The following is an 18,501-nucleotide window of genomic DNA, read 5'->3' on the forward strand; positions in this document are numbered from 1 at the left end:
ATTTTAATTTAAAAGTTAAGAACGTAAAAAAGTGGGTTTTCACGGGACTTGCGACTTGATTTTTATTCAAAACAAAGGTTGAAAACTACTTTCTCGGTATCCAAGGTGTTTCCTCGGCGTTCAAGTCAAGGGACAACTTCCGTGCCAACACAAAAAGGTAGTCAGAAAGTCGGTTCAAGTACTTAATTACAAGCGAATCTGTCGGTTCGATGTCATTCAAATGCACCGCTAAACGCTCGGCTCTACGGCATACACAGCGCGCTACATGACAATATGACACCGTGGTATGCCCACCCGGTAACACAAAGTGTGTCATGGGCGGTAATTCGGCATCCATTTTATCCATTTCCATCTCCAAATAGTCGATATCCGCTTCGGTGATACCTAAGTTTTGCAAACGTTTTTCTCCGTTTTTCAACACTTCTTTCGCGGGTGGTGTGGCCAAAATCGCCCCAACCGTAAACAAACGGTCTTGCACTTCGACCAAAACGGCTTTGTACAAGGGATTCATTTCTTGATCGCGCACGAGTCCGATGTAACTATTGAGTTCGTCCACCGTACCATAACTTTCAATACGAATATGGTGTTTGGGAACGCGGTCTCCACCAAATAGGGAAGTAGTTCCAGCATCCCCAGTTTTTGTATATACTTTCATAGCTGCTTTCGCTTTTTTCAATCGTTTTCAAAAGTAACAAAAAGGCCCGACTAATAATTAAAAAAGCTGTCTTTTTAGGGACAGCTTTATGATTAGGAAGGTTCGGAATTAATACCCAAACAATTCTTCTAAAGTGATTTTTTTCACTTCACCCAGTTTTTTCAAATCTTCCAAGTTGATTCGTATTTCTGAACCAACAATGGCATAAGTATACGCTTTATTGGCCAAATGACTTTGATGATACGCTTTCACGTCTTTCATTTGGATGCTGTCCACCTGATTGTACATTTGTTGGCGTGCGTCAGCAGTCAATCCCAATTGTTTGGCATTTAAATAATTGAAAATGATACCGTCTTGTGTAATGCGTTCGGTTTGAATGTCTTTTTTGATTTGTGTTTTTGCCAATTCCAGATTTGCTGGTAATTCAGGCATCACGTTCAATAACTCATTCATGGCCACAGTCGCTTCGTTGAATTTGTCGGCCTGACTTCCCACATAGGCTAAGATTTGGAAGTGATCTTCAGCTTTTTGTGGTTCCATGATGTATCCGTATGTGCTGTAGGCTAAGGCTTTACTTTCGCGAATGGTTTGGAAAACCAGCGAACCCATTCCGCCGCCAAAATAATTGTTGAATACATTCACAATTGTTTTTTGATTGGGATCGAACGCTTCTAAATTGCGAACCCAACGTGTTTCCGCTTGCACCATATCGTAGTCGGTAAACAAGACTTGGTTGGAATTTTGCGTGGTTAACGTAAACTCTTTTGCCGGAGCAGGTTTTGAAAATTGAGTCGGTACTTTGTGTAAACCTTTTAATTTTTCTGTTAAAGAGGTTAAAGAAGCGGGTCCGTAATAAATTACCGTTTGTTCGTAGTTGTTTAGATTTTTAATACGATCGACCAATTCTTGCGCCGTAAGGGCTTCCAATTCGGTATTGCTGAACGTATTGTTGAATTTGTTCACCGGACCGTAGGTGGCATAACTCGTTAATCCTTGTAAGATGGCGCCTTTGTTGGCTTTGGCATCTTTTCTCGATTTGTTAATGCGCGCTTTTAAGGCTTTTAAAGCAGTTTCATCGGCTTGAATGTTAGCGATAACCTCTTCATATAATTTTACGGCCGCTTCAAAATTATCCTGCAACCCTTCAATGGTCACTGTGGTATAATTTTCATTGGCATTAATGTTGAAACTACACGCGATTTTGTAAAACTCTTTCGTGATTTGTTCGGCAGATTTTTTATCTGTACCCAAGAATTGTACAAATTGAGTAGCAATACTTTGTTTGTTATCGTTCAACGTTCCGATGTTGTAACGGTAACGCAAACGGAAAATCGAATTGTCTTTGTTCGGGACATACAGCACTTCCGCATTTCCTAATTTTGCTTTTTGAATGGCGGTGTTGTAATCTAAAAATACGGGCGTAGCGGCAGTGGCTGGTAGATCATCCACCATTTTCACAAAAGCCGATTGTTTGTCGGCATTGGTTTCCACTGGCGTAATTTGTGGTTTTTCAATTTTTTGCGATTGGGGTGCATCCCCTTTGCGTTTGAAAATACACACATAATTAGTACCTAAATATTTATTCGCGAAAGCGACAATATCTTCTTTTTTAATTTTAGAAAGATTGTTCACATACGCCACTTGATCTTTCCAATCCAATTCCGAAGTAAAAGCATCCATCAAAACACTAGCGCGTTCGCCATAACTCTCGGATTCGGTAATTTTATTTTTCTTGATGTTATTGATAATCGAAGCAATCAAATCATTGTCGAAGTTTCCTTTTTTCAAATTGTCGATTTCGCCCAATACCAAGGCTTTCACGTCTTCCAAAGATTGTCCGTTGGTTGGAGAAGCTGAAAAATACAAAACACCATAGTCAATCAAACTGTAGGTGAAGGCGTTGGCGCGGAGCAGTTTTTGTTTTTTGACCAAATTCAAATCCAATAAACCGGCTTTTCCGTTGGTTAAAATTTGTCCTACCAAATCAGCCAATAAGGCATCTTTGTCTTTATTTCCGGGTAGGCGATACCCGAGGGTCAAACTTTCAGCATCGGGACCTACGATTTCTTTTTGAATCGGAGCGGTGATGGGCGCTTCGGGTTCGAATTTATATTTGTCAAACGGTTTGGCTTGCATGTACCCAAACATTTTGTCAATGGTGGCAATTACTTTATCCGCATCAAAGTCACCGGATAAAATGATACCCATATTGTTAGGAACATAATATTTGTTGAAATATTTTCGGATTTCTACTAACGACGGGTTTTTCAAATGTTCAACCGTTCCAATCGTTGTCTGTAAGCCGTAATTGTGTTTTAAGAATAAATTGGAAAATAAGGTTTCAAACACCTTGCGTCCGTCGTTGTCCAGCGAACGGTTTTTTTCTTCATAAACCGCCTCTAATTCAGTATGGAAAATACGCAAAATAGGGTTACGAAAACGCTCGGCTTGCACCGTTAAATATTTGTCGATGGCACTCGCAGGAACATCATCCGTATACACCGTTTGCTCAAATGAAGTGAAGGCATTTGTGCCTTGCGCTCCCATCGAAGTCATCATTTTGTCGTATTCATTTGCAATCGCATATTTACTAGCCACTCCCGAAATGGAGTCGATTTGGTGGTAAATGGCTTTGCGTTGCGCTGCATCGGTCGATTTGTTGTATTTCTCGTAAAGGGCATCGATTTTGTCCAATTCCACTTTTTCTTTGGCCCAATCCAAACTTCCGTATTTGTCGGTTCCTTTGAACAACATGTGCTCAAGATAATGCGCCAATCCGGTATTGGTAGCCGGGTCGGTTTTACTTCCTGCTTTCACTGCCACATAAGCTTGGATACGCGGATCTTTGTTGGTCGGACTCAAAATTACCGTCAAGCCATTTTTTAAGGTGTAAAAACGGGCTTTCATCGGATCGTTGGTCACGTATTTGTACTTGTAGCCACCCGATTCAGCTTCTTTCCATTGGAAGCCCGTTTGCTGGCCAAATACTACTGCCGAAACGGCTAGGAAAAATAAGGTAAGGTTTAGTTTGTTTTTCATAAAAATAGAATTGGTGTGTAATTAACTAAAAAAAGGAAACCCCAACTTATCGGTTTGGGGTGTCGCTTTCAATGATTCCGTCTCTTAAACGGATAATACGGTGGGCATATTGTGCAATGTCTTCTTCGTGAGTAACCAAAATTACGGTGTTCCCATTGGCATGAATATCGTCAAACAACTTCATAATCTCAACGGAAGTTTTACTGTCTAAGTTTCCTGTGGGTTCGTCGGCCAAAATAATAGAAGGCTTGTTGACCAATGCTCGGGCAACGGCTACCCGTTGACGTTGTCCTCCCGAAAGTTGGTTGGGTTGGTGATCCATACGGTCAGCCAATCCCACTTGGGCCAACACTTCTTTGGCGCGTTCGTGACGATCGGATTTGGAATAACCGGCATAGACCATTGGTAACGCCACATTATCCAAAGCGGTGGTACGCGGTAACAAATTAAAGGTTTGAAAAACGAAACCAATTTCTTTGTTGCGCACTTCGGCTAAATCGTCATCGTGCATTTTGGAAACATCTTTACCATTAAGAATATAGGTTCCAGACGTTGGCGTATCCAAACATCCCAAAAGATTCATCAGGGTGGATTTTCCCGAACCCGAAGGTCCCATCAAGGCTACATATTCTCCTTTGTTGATGTTTAAATCAATTCCTTTGAGTACATTAATGGTTTCACTTCCCAGTTGGAAATCCCTTTTGATATCGGTTATTCTAATTAATGATTCGGCCATGAGTATGAGTATTCTTTGAAATGCCTAATTGCAAGTCGAAAGATAAGTAATCGTTGCCCGGATTTTGTTACAAGAAACCTAAAATTTTAGGTACGTAGGATAAAATGTTCTTTGGCTAATTGTTGTTCGTGGCGAAAGAAAACCAATCCCCATTGAAAGGTGTCGATGGTTACAGTTACCGCGGGATGGTTTTTAATGGTTTCCCAAGCTTCTTCCATGTCGGATGACCAATGAATATCATCAAAAATCCACACGGAATCGTTGGTGGCTGTGGGCAATAACTGTTCGAAATACGCTAAGGTGGCGGCTTTTGAATGGTTACCGTCAAAGTAAATACAGTCAAATTGTGTAGTGGCTTCCAAGGCATTCAAGTAAGCCGAAAATTCGATGGTGATCCACGCAATGGAATGGGAAGAGGGAAACAACTTTTGGAATTCAGATTGAGCGATACGTTGCGTATTTGGGCAACCTTCGAGGGTAATCAATTGGGCGTTGGACTTCCCCAAATGCAGGGCTGCAGTTGCTAGTCCGAGGGAAGTGCCAATTTCCAATACCGATTCCGGTTGAAAATACTGTGCGAGTCGGAATAACAATTGTGCTCTTTTGGGCGAAATTCCTGCGTTTTTCGCAATGGCATTTATCGCTCGCGTATTGGTTTTGAACACCCGCGAGCCCGCACCGAAGTCGGTTACTTCAATGGTGTTGGAGTTTTTTAAAAGTTGGTTTCGGTAGCTAGCGAGTTTTTCATACGCGGGGTATTTTTTTTTATCATAAAAACATTGGGTCACCAAATCAAATACAAACGGCGAATGGACTCCATGTTCGTTTTTGGAGTGCCATAAGAATTGGATGTATGCTAAAATTTGGTTCATAGTTTTACGACTGTTTTCTTCAATTACTGCACACTGAATACTGATTACTGATTACTGATTACTGATTACTGTATACTGCCAACTGCTCACGATTCCATCTTCGCAGAAAGTTCAAACCAGCGTTCTTCTTTCTCTTCCAAGGATTTGATAATTTTTTGCAATTCCAATGCTTTGGATTCAATCGCGTCAGGGGCGAGCGAACCTTCAGTGAATTGCTGTTCGATTTGTTTTTTGGTGTATTCTAAATCTTTGATTTCGCGTTCAATTTTCTGGAATTCCTTTTGTTCGTTAAAGGTCAAGCCTTGTTTTACTTGCTTTTCTTTCCAATTTTTGGCCGTGTTGCCGTCTGTTTTCTCCTCTTTCTCAGGAGCAGCACTGTCTTCATAAGCCCGAAAATCGGAGTAGTTGCCCGGAAAATCTTCAATTTCACCTTGTCCTCGGAAGACAAATAAATGGTCGACAATTTTATCCATGAAATAGCGGTCATGGGAAACGACCAATAGACAGCCGGGATAATCCAACAAGAAATTTTCCAACACATTCAAGGTCACAATGTCCAAGTCGTTGGTGGGTTCGTCCAGAATCAAAAAGTTAGGGTTCTGAATCAACACGGTACATAAATACAAGCGTTTGAGTTCGCCCCCACTTAATTTCTCTACATAATCGTGTTGCTTTTTACGGTCAAATAAAAAGCGTTCGAGTAAGCCTCCAGCAGAGATGGTCCGACCTTTGGTCAGCGGAATGTATTCGCCGTATTCTTTAATGATATCGATGACTTTTTGTTCCGGTTTGGGGTTGATACCACTTTGGGTGTAATAGCCAATTTTAATGGTGTCACCAATCACCACTTTTCCGCCATCGGGTTGCAGTGTTTGGGTTAAAATATTTAAAAAGGTCGACTTGCCGGTTCCATTTTTTCCAATAATTCCGATGCGTTCGCCGCGATTAAACGTGTAATCGAAACCGTCCATGATGATTTTATCTTGGAACTTTTTGGACACTTTGTGTAATTCGACCACTTTGCTGCCCATGCGTTCCATGTTGATTTCCAGTTCCATCACGTGTTCCTTCCGACGGGAATGTGCTTTTTCTTTAATCACATAAAAGTCGTCGATACGCGATTTGGACTTGGTCGTACGGGCTTTGGGTTGACGGCGCATCCAATCCAATTCTTTGACAAAAAGGTTTTTTGCTTTTTCAACCGAAGCATTTTCACTGGCGATGCGTTCTTCTTTTTTCTGTAAATAATAGGAGTAATTCCCTTTGTATTGGTAGAGTTTGCCGTTGTCTAGTTCGATGATTTCATTGCACACCCGTTCCAAGAAGAAACGGTCGTGCGTCACCATGAACAGCGTCATATTTTCTTTAGCAAAATAATTTTCCAACCATTCGATCATTTCCAAATCCAAGTGGTTGGTGGGTTCGTCCAAAATCAATAAATCGGGACGGTTAATCAAAATGATGGCGAGTGCCAAGCGTTTCTTTTGTCCCCCCGATAGATTTTTGACTTTCAATTTCAAATCGTCGAGTTTGAGTTTGAACAAAATCTGTTTGTATTGTGTTTCAAAGTCCCACGCATTATGCCGCTCCATGTTTTCAAAAGCCTTTTGGTAGGCTTCTTCGTCTTCCGGGTTTTCGAGCGCTTTTTCGTACTGTTCGATGATTTTTAGCGTATCGTTATCGCTAGCGAAAATACTTTCCTCGATGGTGAGTTCGGGTTGCAAATTGGGTTCTTGCGACAAAAACGCCATTTTGATGTCTTTGCGCATCACGATTTGGCCTGCATCTGGAGTGTCTTCACCGGTGATCATTTTGAGTAAAGACGTTTTCCCTGTTCCGTTTTTGGCCACAAAAGCAATCTTTTGGTCTTTGTTGATCCCAAAGGATAAGTTTTCAAAAAGGGTGCGTTCACCGTAGGATTTGGCAATATTTTCTACCGATAAGTAATTCAAAATTCGAGGATTTTAGTTGGCAATTTTGCGGTACAAAAGTAACGGATTGATGGGCAATCACCAATTTTATTTCAGCGGTTGATTATTACGGGCAATCTGTATCTTTGTGGCATGCAACTCTCCGTCGTCATTTTAAACTACAAGGTGCGGTACTTTTTGGAACAATGTTTATACAGTGTTCAAAAAGCTACGGCGGGATTGGAAGCAGAAATCATTGTAGTCGATAATGCATCGTCCGATGACAGTTGTGCGATGGTTCGGGAACGTTTTCCGGAGGTCAAGTTAATCGCCAATTTAGAGAATTACGGTTTTCCAAAAGGCAATAATATAGGTGTGGCCGAAGCCAAAGGAAAGTACCTGTGCATTTTGAATCCCGATACCGTGGTGGCCGAAGATACCTTTACCAAGATTTTTTCGCATTTGGCATCCCATCCCGATTTGGAAGCAAATTTAGGGATTTTAGGATGCAAGTTGATTGATGGAACGGGACATTTTTTACCCGAATCCAAACGCGGTGTGCCCACACCTTGGGTGGCTTTTACGAAGATTTTTGGGTTGTATAAATCATTTCCAAAAATCCCCGTATTTACGAAATATTACGCCGAACATCTTACCGAAAATGAATCGGGACCTGTGGATATATTGGTAGGCGCTTTTATGGTAATGCCTCGCGAAGTGTATTTGGAGTTGGGCGGATTTGATGAAAATTGCTTTATGTACTCAGACGACATTGACTTGAGTTATCTGAGTTTGAAGTCGGGTCGCACCAATTATTACTTCCACGATACTACGGTGGTTCATTATAAAGGAGAGAGTACCGTTCGCGATGGTCAATACATGAAGCGTTTCCGTGAAGCGATGCAGTTTTTTTACCAGAAGCATTTTCGCCGATCTTTCCTTTTTGATGTTATGATGAAAGTTGGAGCGTTTTTGTTTTCGCTTTTCAAAACAAAACAACAGAAGAATCGTTCGGTGGCTCCTGATTCGGTGCTTGTTTTTACAAAAGATAAACTTGAAATAAAAAGTGCTGTTCCGGTTCGCTATGAAACCCATTTAGAAGTAGGAATCCCCGAAAATAAAGGAACTATCCGGGTTATTTTTGATACCCGTTATTATACGTATCAATCCATTTTGGCCTTTATGCAAAAGCACAAAAATGAAGGCGTGCAGTATCGCAATTACCTTGCACCCTTTGATGGAATCATCGGGAGCGATAACGCAAACGATGTAGGAGGTGTCGAATTTTTATGAAAAATTACGAAATTCATTATATAGGCTCGGAAGAATTAGTATTTTTGCAATCCAAATTATAGAACACAACGTCACACTAATAATATGGCAAAGTTTGAATTGAAATTACCCAAAATGGGGGAAAGTGTTGCGGAAGCAACTATTACCAATTGGTTGAAAAATGTGGGCGATACCATTGCTGCGGATGAAGCGGTTTTGGAAATCGCTACGGATAAAGTAGACAGCGAGGTGCCGAGTGAAGTTTCGGGAACGTTGACTGAAATCCTTTTTCAAGTAAACGATGTGGTAAAAGTAGGTCAGACGATCGCTATTATTGAAACCGAAGGTGGCTCACCTGCTGCTGAAGCACCTAAAGCGGAAACGGCTCCTGTGGTTGCTGCTGTTGCTGCTACCGTTGAAGTGGCCAAAGAAGTGGCTGCACCTGCCGATTTTTCAGGTTCGGATAAATTTTATTCTCCTTTGGTAAAAAACATTGCCAAAGAAGAGGGAATTTCAGTAGCTGAGTTGGATACCATCTCGGGTTCGGGGAAAGAAGGACGTGTGACCAAAGAGGATATTTTAAATTATATTAAAAATAAAGGAAATCAACCCGTTGCTGCAGTGGCAGCTCCAGCTCCAGCGGTGGCAGCTCCAGTAACACCAGCTCCAGCGGCACAAGCTGTTCCTGTTTCGGTTAACGGTGGGGATGAGATTGTGGAAATGGACCGCATGCGCAAGTTGATTTCGAAATATATGGTAGAATCCGTGCAAACTTCGGCACATGTGCAGTCGTTTATTGAAGTGGATGTAACCAACATCGTGAAATGGCGCGACAAAGTGAAAAATGCATTTGAAAAGCGTGAAGGCGAGAAATTGACCTTTACACCAATTTTCATGGAAGCCGTAGCCAAAGCGTTGAAAGATTTCCCGATGATGAATATTTCCGTAGAAGGGGAGTATATCGTGAAAAAGAAGAATATCAATTTGGGAATGGCCGCTGCTTTACCGAATGGGAACTTAATCGTACCCGTAATTAAAAATGCCGATCAATTGAACTTGGTAGGTATGGCCAAAGCGGTAAATGATTTAGGAAACCGTGCAAAAGCCGGTAAATTAAAACCAGACGATACCCAAGGAGGTACCTATACAGTTACAAATGTGGGAACTTTCGGTTCCGTTTTTGGTACACCTATTATTAATCAGCCACAAGTGGGAATTTTGGCACTAGGTGCGATTCGTAAAGTGCCTGCGGTTATTGAAACACCAGAAGGAGACTTTATCGGAATCCGTCAAAAGATGTTTTTATCCCACAGTTATGACCACCGTGTAGTCGATGGTGCATTGGGTGGAAGCTTTGTAAAACGTGTTGCGGATTATTTAGAAGCTTGGGATCTTAATAGAGAAATTTAGTACAACTTCATAATCAACCCTTTCCACTTTTAGGAAAGGGTTTTTTTATAGGAAATGTTTAAAAAAATAAAGGTATCGATGAACGGTACATGCAATGCCTTATATTTGTCCGCTTGAATACTAGAGAATGGAATTAAAATTAAACCGTCCGATTTGTTTTTTCGATTTAGAAACAACGGGAATCGATGTGGCTAGAGACCGCATAGTAGAAATATCCATCGTAAAAGTATATCCTAACGGGAACAAAGAAAGTCGGACCTGGTTGGTAAACCCTACCATTCCGATTCCTGCACAAGCTACAGCCGTGCATGGAATTTCCAATGAGAAAGTTGCCCACGAACCCACTTTTAAAGAACTCGCACCCCAAATTCATGCTATGATTAAAGATGCCGATTTGGCGGGATTCAATTCCGATCGTTTTGATATTCCCTTATTGGCTGAAGAACTATTGCGTGCGGAGGTTGATTTTGACATGAAGAATCGGGTGTCGGTGGATGTGCAGACTATTTTTCATAAAAAAGAAGAGCGAACGTTGAGTGCGGCCTACAAGTTTTATTGCAATCAAACGTTGGAGAATGCTCACAGTGCCGAGGCAGATACCTTGGCAACTTATGAAATCTTGAAGGCGCAACTGGAGCGTTATCCGGATTTACCCAATGATATGAAGGCGTTATCGGAATTTACAACTCGTAAAAAAGCGGTTGACTTCGCTGGTTTTATCGCTTTGGATGATCAGGGTAGAGAAATTTTCACGTTTGGAAAACACAAGGGCGCTTTAGTAGAAGAAGTTTTTGACAAAGAACCCGGCTATTTTGGTTGGATTCAAGGGGCAGAATTTCCATTGTACACGAAGAAAGTACTGACAGGAATCAAGTTACGCAAGTTAAATACCAAATTATAAATCGAAATTAAGGAAGTCTTAAGTGAATTTTGACTTAGGGAATTTATTTTAGAACTGTTATTATGAAAATCATTTGTATCGGTAGAAATTATACCCAACACATTGCGGAGCTGCATAACGAGCGTCCGGATGCGCCTGTGGTTTTTTTAAAACCCGATTCATCGATATTGTTAAAACAACATCCTTTTGTGATTCCTGAATTCACCAACGATGTACATCACGAAGTTGAGGTGTTGGTGAAGATCAATAAAGTAGGGAAATACATCGATCAAAAATTTGCATCGAGTTATTATGACGAAATAGGATTGGGAATCGATTTTACGGCACGTGATGTGCAAGACGAACTCAAAAAAAAGGGTTTACCTTGGGAAAAAGCGAAAGCATTTGACGGTTCAGCGGTTATTGGTGAATTTTATCCGAAATCTGATTTTCAATCTATGGAAAACATTAACTTTGAGTTGCAACGCAATGGGGAAGTGGTTCAAAAGGGAAATACCTCACATATGTTATGGACCATAGACGCATTAATTTCGTATGTATCACAATATTTCACTTTGAAAAAAGGGGATGTAATATTTACGGGAACACCGGCTGGCGTAGCCAAAGTCCAACCCAATGATATTTTGGAGGGCTATTTAGAAGGTAAAAAAACATTTAGAATACAAGTAAAATAAAAAGGCAATAAATACGAATACTACGAATAATGGCAATTAATTATAACCTCGCAAAAGTTTACGCATTATCGGACAATGATCCTGAATTTGTAATGCAAATTATCACGTTGTTTGTGACTGAAGTTCCCCAAGATCTTCAACAAATTGATTTAGGGATTAAAGCAAAAGATCACAAATTAGCCTACTCTTTCGCACATAAAATAAAACCTACGTTAGATTTATTAGGCATGTCTATGGCGCATGAAGAAATTCTTCAGGTAGAAGCGTGGACCAAAGTTGAAGGGAAGCGCAAAGAGATTGAAGCTACTTTTGAAAGCATCAAAGACCAAGTAGAAAAAGCGGTTAAAGAAATCAAGAAAGATTTCGATTTATAATTCACTTACTATTTAATTATGAAAGCTGCCATTGTTACCATTGGAGATGAGATTCTAATTGGTCAAATTATTGATACCAATTCAGCTTACATTGCCAAGTCACTGGATCGTATTGGCGTGCAAACGTATGAAATGCGTTCAATTAGTGATCAACGCGAGCATATACTGCAGACTTTTCAGGAATTACAAAATCAATTTGACATTGTCATTCTCACGGGAGGTTTGGGTCCGACAAAAGACGATATCACCAAAAAAACCTTGTGTGATTATTTTGAAGATACCTTTGTTCGCAATGCCGAAGTTGAAGCCCATGTGGTGGCTTTGATTGAAAATGTACTTAAGCGACCCGCTTCACAAATAAACAAAGATCAAGCTTTAGTGCCCTCCAAAGCCGAAGTACTCTTTAATCAAGTGGGTACCGCTCCCGGCATGTGGATTCAAAAAGAAAATACCGTTTTTATTTCCATGCCCGGTGTTCCTTATGAGATGAAATACATCATGGAACATGGAGTACTGCCAAAAATTGTATCAACCTATCAACGCCCCTATATTCTCCATAAAACATTATTGACTTACGGACAAGGCGAAAGTGTGGTGGCCGAGCGTATTGAAGCTTGGGAAAATGCCTTGCCTGATTTTATCAAGTTGGCCTATTTACCAGCGCCCGGGCGCGTTCGTTTGCGTTTAACAGCACGTGGTACCGATCAGCAACAACTTGAAAGCGAAATTCAGCGCCAAGTGGAATTGGTTTCAGCGATTATAAGCGATATTATTGTGGGCTATGATGAAGACGAAACTTTGGAAGTAGTTGTTGGTGGTTTGTTGAAGCAAAAGGGTAAAACGGTGGCAACGGCTGAGAGTTGTACCGGCGGTAAAATAGCGCAAACAATTACTTCGGTGGCAGGATCTTCGGCCTATTTTAAAGGAAGTGTTGTGAGTTATGCTACTGAAGCCAAAGTGGATCTTTTAGGTGTCGATCCGCAACTAATTGCAACCCACAGTGTGGTGAGTGCAGAAGTAGCAATGGCTATGGCAAAAGGAGCACAGCGTCAATTAAAATCGGACTATGTTTTGGCGACTACGGGCAATGCCGGACCTGCAAAAGGCGATTCGGATGCAGAAGTGGGTACGGTGTTCATTGCATTGGCAACGCCGGAAAATGTTGTGGTTGAGGGGTTTAATTTTGGGCAGCCTCGAGAAAAAGTAATCGATCGAACCGTGAATAAAGCCCTGGAAATACTGCAAAAAGAAATTTTAAAAAATCTATAATATTTTTTTGTGTATAAGGTTTCTTTTTTGTTTCTTTGCACCCTGATTTTGAATAACGATAAAAGAAAAGCATAATGTCAAGAGTTTGTGACCTTACAGGTAAGAGAGCGATGGTAGGAAACAATGTTTCTCACGCGATGAACAAAACGAAGAGAAAGTTTTCTGTGAACTTGGTTAAAAAACGTTTCTACCTTGCTGAAGAAGACAGATGGGTTACTTTGAGAGTAGCTGCATCTACGATTAAAACAATCAATAAAAAAGGAATTGCTGCTGTATTGAAAGATGCTAAAGCAAACGGATTTATTTAATCTGTAACCTATAAAAATAAAGAACAATGGCAAAGAAAGGTAATAGAATCCAAGTAATCTTAGAATGTACTGAGCACAAAGAGTCTGGTATGCCAGGTACTTCACGTTATATCACTAAGAAAAATAAGAAAAATACTCCAGATCGTATGGAATTGAAAAAATTCAATCCGATTTTGAAGAGAATGACTGTTCACAAAGAAATTAAATAATACGAGATTTTTATTGTTTTAAAAATTTCAAAATACCCTTTTGAATCATGGCAAAGAAAACCGTAGCAACGTTACAAACCGCTTCAAAGAGATTGACAAAAGCCATTAAAATGGTAAAATCTCCAAAAACAGGTGCTTATACTTTTGTAGAGTCTATTATGACTCCAGAAGAAGTTGATGAGTATTTGAAAAAGAAATAATTGTAAGTGCACAACAAACATATCAAAGCTACTTTCTCTTGAAAGTAGCTTTTTTATTTATATTTGTATCCAACAAAACAGCATACTTTAGTAGAAACAGATGAGTTTTTTCAAACGATTATTTTCCTCTGAAAAAAAGGAAACCTTAGATAAAGGACTAGAGAAGTCAAAAACATCATTTTTATCCAAATTAACCAAAGCCATCGCAGGTAAATCCAAAGTGGATGATGAGGTTTTGGATAATTTAGAAGAGATTTTGGTATCTTCCGATGTAGGAGTAAATACCACCTTGAAAATTATTGAACGCATTGAAGTCCGTGTTTCTGAAGATAAATACATGGGAACTGATGAGTTAAATCAGATTCTACGTGAAGAAATTGCAGGTTTACTTTCAGAAACCAAGTCGGGTGAAGAAACCGAATTTACGATTCCTAGTAACACAAAACCTTATGTGATTATGGTCGTTGGTGTGAATGGAGTGGGTAAAACAACAACGATTGGAAAATTAGCCTACCAATTTAAGAAGGCTGGATATAAAGTTGTTCTGGGTGCCGCGGATACGTTTAGAGCCGCTGCCATTGATCAATTACAAATTTGGGCGGATCGAGTAGGGGTTCCAATTGTAAAACAGCAAATGGGTTCTGATCCGGCTTCGGTAGCATTTGACACCCTGCAATCAGCAGTGGCTCAAAATGCCGATGTTGTGATTATCGATACAGCAGGTCGTTTGCACAACAAAGTGGGTTTGATGAACGAATTGTCTAAAGTGAAAAAAGTAATGCAGAAAGTGGTAGGCGATGCGCCTCACGATGTGTTATTAGTTTTGGATGGATCGACTGGACAGAATGCTTTCGAACAAGCCAAACAATTTACTGCTGCTACTGAAGTAAGTTGTTTAGCCGTTACCAAACTAGACGGTACGGCCAAAGGAGGTGTTGTAATTGGTATTTCGGATCAATTCCAAATTCCTGTAAAATACATCGGAGTTGGTGAGGGAATTGAGGATTTACAAGTCTTTAATAAATACGAATTTGTGGATAGTTTTTTTAAATAAAATAACAATCAGTTTTCCTTTTTTTGCCTAATTTTTTAGCCTAATTAATATTTATTTATATCATGAGAAAGTTATTAGCCTTAGTTTTATTGTATACTGTGCATTTAAACGCACAAAAATTTGCCCCTGGTTATTATATAGATAATTCGGGGATTAAGCACGAAGGTTTTATTGAAGATTCCAATAACTTCAATAGTCCGGAGAAAATATTTTTTAAATCAAATGAATCCGATCCCATTCAAATCATTACTATAGAGAAGGTACAAGCCTTTAGAATAAATGCCAATTATAAATTTGAGCGCCATAATGTAGAATTTGATGCTGATCAAACTCAAATAAAGGACGAGACAAAAATATTGGGAGCAAATCCATCAATAAATCGTAAGCAAGCTTTATTGAAAGTCTTGGTTGAGGGTAATTTAGTGCTTTATAAAGGTGTATTTGATGAAGTGACTTTTTATTACGCCAAAAGAAATACTGAGGAAACTCCTCAATTATTACTTTACCGACGCTATTTTACGGATGAGGGTGTACGTTCAGTAAATAGTTATCAATTACAATTGTTTCGTTTGCTAAGTACAGATGTAGCTGAATTGCCTAAGTTTAAAGACTTAGCGTATGATGAAGATGATTTAGTTAAATTGATTACGAAATATAATATTGCAGATAATTCTTTATCGCAATCAAAGGTTGATAAAAAAAAATATTCAGGAATTTTTTCAAAGCGCATTTTTGCAGGTACAGCGATAGCTATTGGAGATTTTGAAAGAGCTAATTTTTCACCATCACAAGATAAATCATCACTAGGTAATTTATTAATCGGTGGAGAAATTGCTTATCGAAGTGGTTACGATTTTAAGCGATATGAAATATATAGTAAACTTTACTATAATTCCATACAGTTGGAAGGAAGCTATAGCCGACCAGTTACTTTAAGTACCTATGGTTATGATGGTGTTTTTAAAGGTAAAATCAACATGGTAAATTTGTCAGTTGGTGCTCGTTATGCCCTTTTTAATACTGAAAAGCATCGTTTAAATTTAGGTATAGGCGCTACATTTTCAAAAACAGTGAGTGGAGATTTTACAGTCAAAGAACAAAGAAAAGGCTATATAACTGTTGATCCACCTACTTATCAAATAGTTGAAACTAATTCGGTGATAGATCTAAAGTCTAGTGCAATATTTTTTAATACTGGTTTGCAGTATATGTTTAATAATCGATACGGAATAGAATTCGAATTCCAACTTCCAAGAAATTATGTAGAAAATGGAAATCAGCCCAATTTTAAAGTAGATGTAACTTCATTTTACTTATCATTTATTTATGGATTTTAATAAAACATAATTTAATAAAAAAAAGGCAGTCCAAGAGGTTGCCTTTTTTTATTTCATAATCTTTCAAATAATGTATATTTACATTTCTAAATTTCACATCATGCGCAAAATTTGGGATTTCTATAAAACTACACCAGCATTTGTATTGATATTGATAAGTTTTGGAATCGGTTTACTTTCAAAATTAGTTGAGATTAAGTTTGAAGATTTAGCGATGGGGCTTCAACTTATTGCCTTTTTCTTTTTGATTTCAGGCTTGATTCGGTTTTTTGATAAAACTGTTTTTAAATAAAAAATGCGCTTAAAAAAGCGCATTTATTTTTCCCCATAATTCATTGTCAAATCCTGACAATGCGAAGGTTGGATTGTTCGGGTCTGAAACTTCCCCCATCCGAATCACAACCATTTTTTTACTCGGAATGACATATATTTTTTGGTCATTTTTACCCAAGGCACAAAACATATCTGCAGGGCCATTCGGAATTAAAGTGCCATTAAACTGCAATTGTAAACCTGGCAATCGATAGGTTGATTTTCCATTGAGCCACCACAAATAGCCATACGCTTGATTTAGATTTTGAGAAGTTGATGTAGCTTCATTATAATACGCTTCATTAACGATTTGCGTACCGTTCCATTTTCCTTTATTTAAAGACAATAATCCAAAACGTGCCATATTGCGGGTTGTACTCCAATATACACTTAAACCACTGCCATCTTCAATCCAAGCGCCTCCCGTCATTCCAATGCGATCACGTAATTTGGTGTTAAAATAACTAGACCACGTTTGACCACTCGCTGCGGCAACCACATCTTGCATTTTTACATAGACATTGTGATAGGCCCAACGGGTTCCGGCATCGGCTACATATTGTAGATTGCCCGGACTCACATCATCGCCAGTAGTATCATCCAATCCAGAAGTCATCGAAAGTAAATTTTTACAGGTAATTAAATTTTCTTTGGCTAATGGAATACTTGTCCAACCCGTTCCCAAATAATCGGATACTTTATTATTGATATTAATTAAGCCTTCTTGTTGAGCAATCCCAGAGGTCATTGCTGTTAATGTTTTGCCCGCACTCGCCCAATACCAGGGAGTAGTAGCTGTATGTCCGTTCAAATAGTATTCCATTACGATACGACCGTTAACTAAAATCATGAACGATTTGGTGTTTTTTAGAGTCAAATAATCGACTAGCGGTTGAACAGCCGCTTGATTCCATCCTAAAGAAGCTATAGATTTTGTTTCCCAAGTATTCGTGCCATCGCTGGGAGGGAAATACATGGTTTCTTCAGGAGTAGAGGGAGTACTGGCGGAATCGTCTTTAGAACAGCTTGTTAGGGCAATTAGGCCTAGACATGCGAAAAGGTAGGTTTTGAACTGCATAGGGTTATGTTTTTGGGTAAGACCACCGATTTAAAAAAAGGTTTAATCAAATGTAGGTTTTAATCCTGAATTTTCGGTACCTTTAGGTTTTATTTTACTATGAAAAAAGTTTTACTTTCTGTTGTCTTAATAGCTTTGTTTTCAGCTTGTAAGCGGGCTATAATCGAGACTGATTTGTCCAAAATGAATGGGTATTGGGAAATTACTAAAGTGGAAATGAAAGAAGGAGAGGACAAAGATTATAAAGTAAATCCAACCGTCGATTACATTGAAATTAATGGGAAATCAGGATTTCGACAAAAGGTGATGCCGCAATTAGATGGTACTTTTCGAACAAATAATCTTCAAGAACAAATTACCCTTACTGCAAATGATGGCAGTTGGTTCCTCAATTACAAAACAGCATATGGAACTTGGAAAGAGGAATTGGTTGAACTAACTGATTCGGTACTTGTGCTTAAAAATCAAGCAGAACTGGAGTACCATTATAAAAAATTTAAACCCTTTTCAAAGAAATAATGAAACGTCAAAGCAATGAAAACTCCATTTCGGAAGTCTTAAAAGCTTTTATTCAAACGAATAAATTAGAGGCTGGATTGGAGCGTGTGGATGCAGAGAAAGTTTGGCGAACAATTTTAGGGAATGGCGTCAATAGCTACACGCGGGAAGTAAAGTTGAAAGGAACTACGCTTTATGTCTCGTTATCTTCTTCCGTTTTGCGTGAAGAATTGAGTCATGGAAAATCCAAAATTATTGGGATGTTAAACGAAGAATTGGGAAAAGAAGTAATCAAAGAACTCATATTACGTTAATTGAACAGCCATTTAAATTGAACTTTTTTTCGCCAATTGAAAATGGGCTATTTATAAAGAAAAACGCCCCCGGCAAAAG

Annotated in this window: 20 protein-coding genes; 14 read left to right on the forward strand and 6 right to left on the reverse strand. The window is 39.2% G+C overall.

Translation table 11 applies throughout. The features are described from left to right. Window positions 1-85: 85 nt before the first annotated feature. The 5 genes from EQG61_RS04825 to EQG61_RS04845 form a co-directional block, all read right to left on the reverse strand. Window positions 86-655, reverse strand: a complete 570-nt coding sequence (locus EQG61_RS04825; protein ID WP_129460779.1) for a cob(I)yrinic acid a,c-diamide adenosyltransferase — start codon at window positions 653-655, stop codon at window positions 86-88. A gap of 108 nt (window positions 656-763) precedes the next feature. Continuing rightward, complete coding sequence (locus EQG61_RS04830; RefSeq protein ID WP_129460780.1) at window positions 764-3,694, reverse strand: M16 family metallopeptidase; 2,931 nt, start codon at window positions 3,692-3,694, stop codon at window positions 764-766. Between the two features lie 46 nt (window positions 3,695-3,740). Continuing rightward, entirely contained in the window at window positions 3,741-4,430 is a 690-nt protein-coding gene (locus EQG61_RS04835; protein ID WP_129460781.1) for an ABC transporter ATP-binding protein, read from the reverse strand. A gap of 86 nt (window positions 4,431-4,516) precedes the next feature. Next, window positions 4,517-5,302, reverse strand: coding sequence for an O-methyltransferase (locus EQG61_RS04840; protein ID WP_129460782.1), 786 nt, complete (start codon window positions 5,300-5,302; stop codon window positions 4,517-4,519). Window positions 5,303-5,388: 86 nt separating this feature from the next. Continuing rightward, window positions 5,389-7,254: an ABC-F family ATP-binding cassette domain-containing protein gene (locus tag EQG61_RS04845; protein ID WP_129460783.1), complete on the reverse strand. Its 1,866-nt coding sequence runs from the start codon at window positions 7,252-7,254 to the stop codon at window positions 5,389-5,391. A gap of 111 nt (window positions 7,255-7,365) precedes the next feature. Here EQG61_RS04845 and EQG61_RS04850 point away from each other — a divergent pair, with 111 nt between their 5' ends. The 12 genes from EQG61_RS04850 to EQG61_RS04905 all read left to right on the forward strand — a co-directional run bounded on the left by EQG61_RS04850 (window position 7,366) and on the right by EQG61_RS04905 (window position 16,512). Then, a complete protein-coding gene (locus tag EQG61_RS04850) occupies window positions 7,366-8,505 on the forward strand; it encodes a glycosyltransferase family 2 protein (protein WP_129460784.1) in 1,140 nt (379 codons plus the stop codon). A gap of 84 nt (window positions 8,506-8,589) precedes the next feature. Then, on the forward strand, window positions 8,590-9,894 hold the full coding sequence (locus tag EQG61_RS04855; RefSeq protein WP_129460785.1) for a dihydrolipoamide acetyltransferase family protein: 1,305 nt from the start codon (window positions 8,590-8,592) through the stop codon (window positions 9,892-9,894). Window positions 9,895-10,021: 127 nt separating this feature from the next. Further along, window positions 10,022-10,795 carry a 3'-5' exonuclease gene (locus tag EQG61_RS04860; protein ID WP_129460786.1) on the forward strand — a complete coding sequence of 258 codons (774 nt, stop codon included), beginning with the start codon at window positions 10,022-10,024 and terminating at the stop codon, window positions 10,793-10,795. 62 nt (window positions 10,796-10,857) lie between these two features. Then, entirely contained in the window at window positions 10,858-11,469 is a 612-nt protein-coding gene (locus EQG61_RS04865; RefSeq protein ID WP_129460787.1) for a fumarylacetoacetate hydrolase family protein, read from the forward strand. A gap of 29 nt (window positions 11,470-11,498) precedes the next feature. After that, window positions 11,499-11,843: an Hpt domain-containing protein gene (locus tag EQG61_RS04870; protein WP_129460788.1), complete on the forward strand. Its 345-nt coding sequence runs from the start codon at window positions 11,499-11,501 to the stop codon at window positions 11,841-11,843. Window positions 11,844-11,861: 18 nt separating this feature from the next. Then, a complete protein-coding gene (locus tag EQG61_RS04875) occupies window positions 11,862-13,112 on the forward strand; it encodes a CinA family nicotinamide mononucleotide deamidase-related protein (RefSeq protein ID WP_129460789.1) in 1,251 nt (416 codons plus the stop codon). A 74-nt stretch (window positions 13,113-13,186) separates the two neighbouring features. Beyond that, window positions 13,187-13,420 carry a 50S ribosomal protein L28 gene (gene rpmB / locus EQG61_RS04880; RefSeq protein ID WP_129460790.1) on the forward strand — a complete coding sequence of 78 codons (234 nt, stop codon included), beginning with the start codon at window positions 13,187-13,189 and terminating at the stop codon, window positions 13,418-13,420. A gap of 26 nt (window positions 13,421-13,446) precedes the next feature. Then, window positions 13,447-13,629, forward strand: coding sequence for a 50S ribosomal protein L33 (gene rpmG / locus EQG61_RS04885; protein WP_073362761.1), 183 nt, complete (start codon window positions 13,447-13,449; stop codon window positions 13,627-13,629). Between the two features lie 47 nt (window positions 13,630-13,676). Continuing rightward, window positions 13,677-13,829, forward strand: a complete 153-nt coding sequence (locus EQG61_RS04890; RefSeq protein WP_129460791.1) for a DUF4295 domain-containing protein — start codon at window positions 13,677-13,679, stop codon at window positions 13,827-13,829. 100 nt (window positions 13,830-13,929) lie between these two features. Further along, window positions 13,930-14,883 (forward strand): signal recognition particle-docking protein FtsY, encoded by a 954-nt coding sequence (ftsY, locus tag EQG61_RS04895; RefSeq protein ID WP_129460792.1) that lies wholly within the window; start codon window positions 13,930-13,932, stop codon window positions 14,881-14,883. 62 nt (window positions 14,884-14,945) lie between these two features. Then, the gene (locus tag EQG61_RS04900; RefSeq protein WP_129460793.1) at window positions 14,946-16,220 is read left to right on the forward strand and encodes a hypothetical protein; all 1,275 of its coding nucleotides are present in this window, start codon (window positions 14,946-14,948) and stop codon (window positions 16,218-16,220) included. A 100-nt stretch (window positions 16,221-16,320) separates the two neighbouring features. Further along, on the forward strand, window positions 16,321-16,512 hold the full coding sequence (locus tag EQG61_RS04905) for a hypothetical protein (RefSeq protein WP_129460794.1): 192 nt from the start codon (window positions 16,321-16,323) through the stop codon (window positions 16,510-16,512). 9 nt (window positions 16,513-16,521) lie between these two features. On the opposite strand, the gene EQG61_RS04910 is transcribed toward EQG61_RS04905, so the two are convergent. Further along, window positions 16,522-17,610, reverse strand: coding sequence for a serine hydrolase domain-containing protein (locus tag EQG61_RS04910; RefSeq protein ID WP_129460795.1), 1,089 nt, complete (start codon window positions 17,608-17,610; stop codon window positions 16,522-16,524). Window positions 17,611-17,709: 99 nt separating this feature from the next. On the opposite strand from EQG61_RS04910, the gene EQG61_RS04915 reads away from it, so the two are divergent. Next, complete coding sequence (locus tag EQG61_RS04915) at window positions 17,710-18,129, forward strand: lipocalin family protein (protein WP_129460796.1); 420 nt, start codon at window positions 17,710-17,712, stop codon at window positions 18,127-18,129. Beyond that, window positions 18,126-18,422, forward strand: a complete 297-nt coding sequence (locus tag EQG61_RS04920) for a DUF721 domain-containing protein (RefSeq protein WP_129460797.1) — start codon at window positions 18,126-18,128, stop codon at window positions 18,420-18,422. Before EQG61_RS04915 ends, EQG61_RS04920 begins: the two co-directional genes overlap by 4 nt. Window positions 18,423-18,501 lie beyond the last annotated feature (79 nt).

Origin of the sequence: Flavobacterium stagni (genome assembly GCF_004122105.1) — a bacterium.
Classification (GTDB): Bacteria; Bacteroidota; Bacteroidia; order Flavobacteriales; family Flavobacteriaceae; genus Flavobacterium; species Flavobacterium stagni.

Coding starts and splice junctions, on each gene's coding strand:
- EQG61_RS04825 (WP_129460779.1), bottom strand. CDS start 655: ATGAAAGTATATACAAAAACTGGGGATGCTGGAACTACTTCCCTATTT.
- EQG61_RS04830 (WP_129460780.1), bottom strand. CDS start 3,694: ATGAAAAACAAACTAAACCTTACCTTATTTTTCCTAGCCGTTTCGGCA.
- EQG61_RS04835 (WP_129460781.1), bottom strand. CDS start 4,430: ATGGCCGAATCATTAATTAGAATAACCGATATCAAAAGGGATTTCCAA.
- EQG61_RS04840 (WP_129460782.1), bottom strand. CDS start 5,302: ATGAACCAAATTTTAGCATACATCCAATTCTTATGGCACTCCAAAAAC.
- EQG61_RS04850 (WP_129460784.1), top strand. CDS start 7,366: ATGCAACTCTCCGTCGTCATTTTAAACTACAAGGTGCGGTACTTTTTG.
- EQG61_RS04855 (WP_129460785.1), top strand. CDS start 8,590: ATGGCAAAGTTTGAATTGAAATTACCCAAAATGGGGGAAAGTGTTGCG.
- EQG61_RS04860 (WP_129460786.1), top strand. CDS start 10,022: ATGGAATTAAAATTAAACCGTCCGATTTGTTTTTTCGATTTAGAAACA.
- EQG61_RS04865 (WP_129460787.1), top strand. CDS start 10,858: ATGAAAATCATTTGTATCGGTAGAAATTATACCCAACACATTGCGGAG.
- EQG61_RS04870 (WP_129460788.1), top strand. CDS start 11,499: ATGGCAATTAATTATAACCTCGCAAAAGTTTACGCATTATCGGACAAT.
- EQG61_RS04875 (WP_129460789.1), top strand. CDS start 11,862: ATGAAAGCTGCCATTGTTACCATTGGAGATGAGATTCTAATTGGTCAA.
- rpmB (WP_129460790.1), top strand. CDS start 13,187: ATGTCAAGAGTTTGTGACCTTACAGGTAAGAGAGCGATGGTAGGAAAC.
- rpmG (WP_073362761.1), top strand. CDS start 13,447: ATGGCAAAGAAAGGTAATAGAATCCAAGTAATCTTAGAATGTACTGAG.
- EQG61_RS04890 (WP_129460791.1), top strand. CDS start 13,677: ATGGCAAAGAAAACCGTAGCAACGTTACAAACCGCTTCAAAGAGATTG.
- ftsY (WP_129460792.1), top strand. CDS start 13,930: ATGAGTTTTTTCAAACGATTATTTTCCTCTGAAAAAAAGGAAACCTTA.
- EQG61_RS04900 (WP_129460793.1), top strand. CDS start 14,946: ATGAGAAAGTTATTAGCCTTAGTTTTATTGTATACTGTGCATTTAAAC.
- EQG61_RS04905 (WP_129460794.1), top strand. CDS start 16,321: ATGCGCAAAATTTGGGATTTCTATAAAACTACACCAGCATTTGTATTG.
- EQG61_RS04910 (WP_129460795.1), bottom strand. CDS start 17,610: ATGCAGTTCAAAACCTACCTTTTCGCATGTCTAGGCCTAATTGCCCTA.
- EQG61_RS04915 (WP_129460796.1), top strand. CDS start 17,710: ATGAAAAAAGTTTTACTTTCTGTTGTCTTAATAGCTTTGTTTTCAGCT.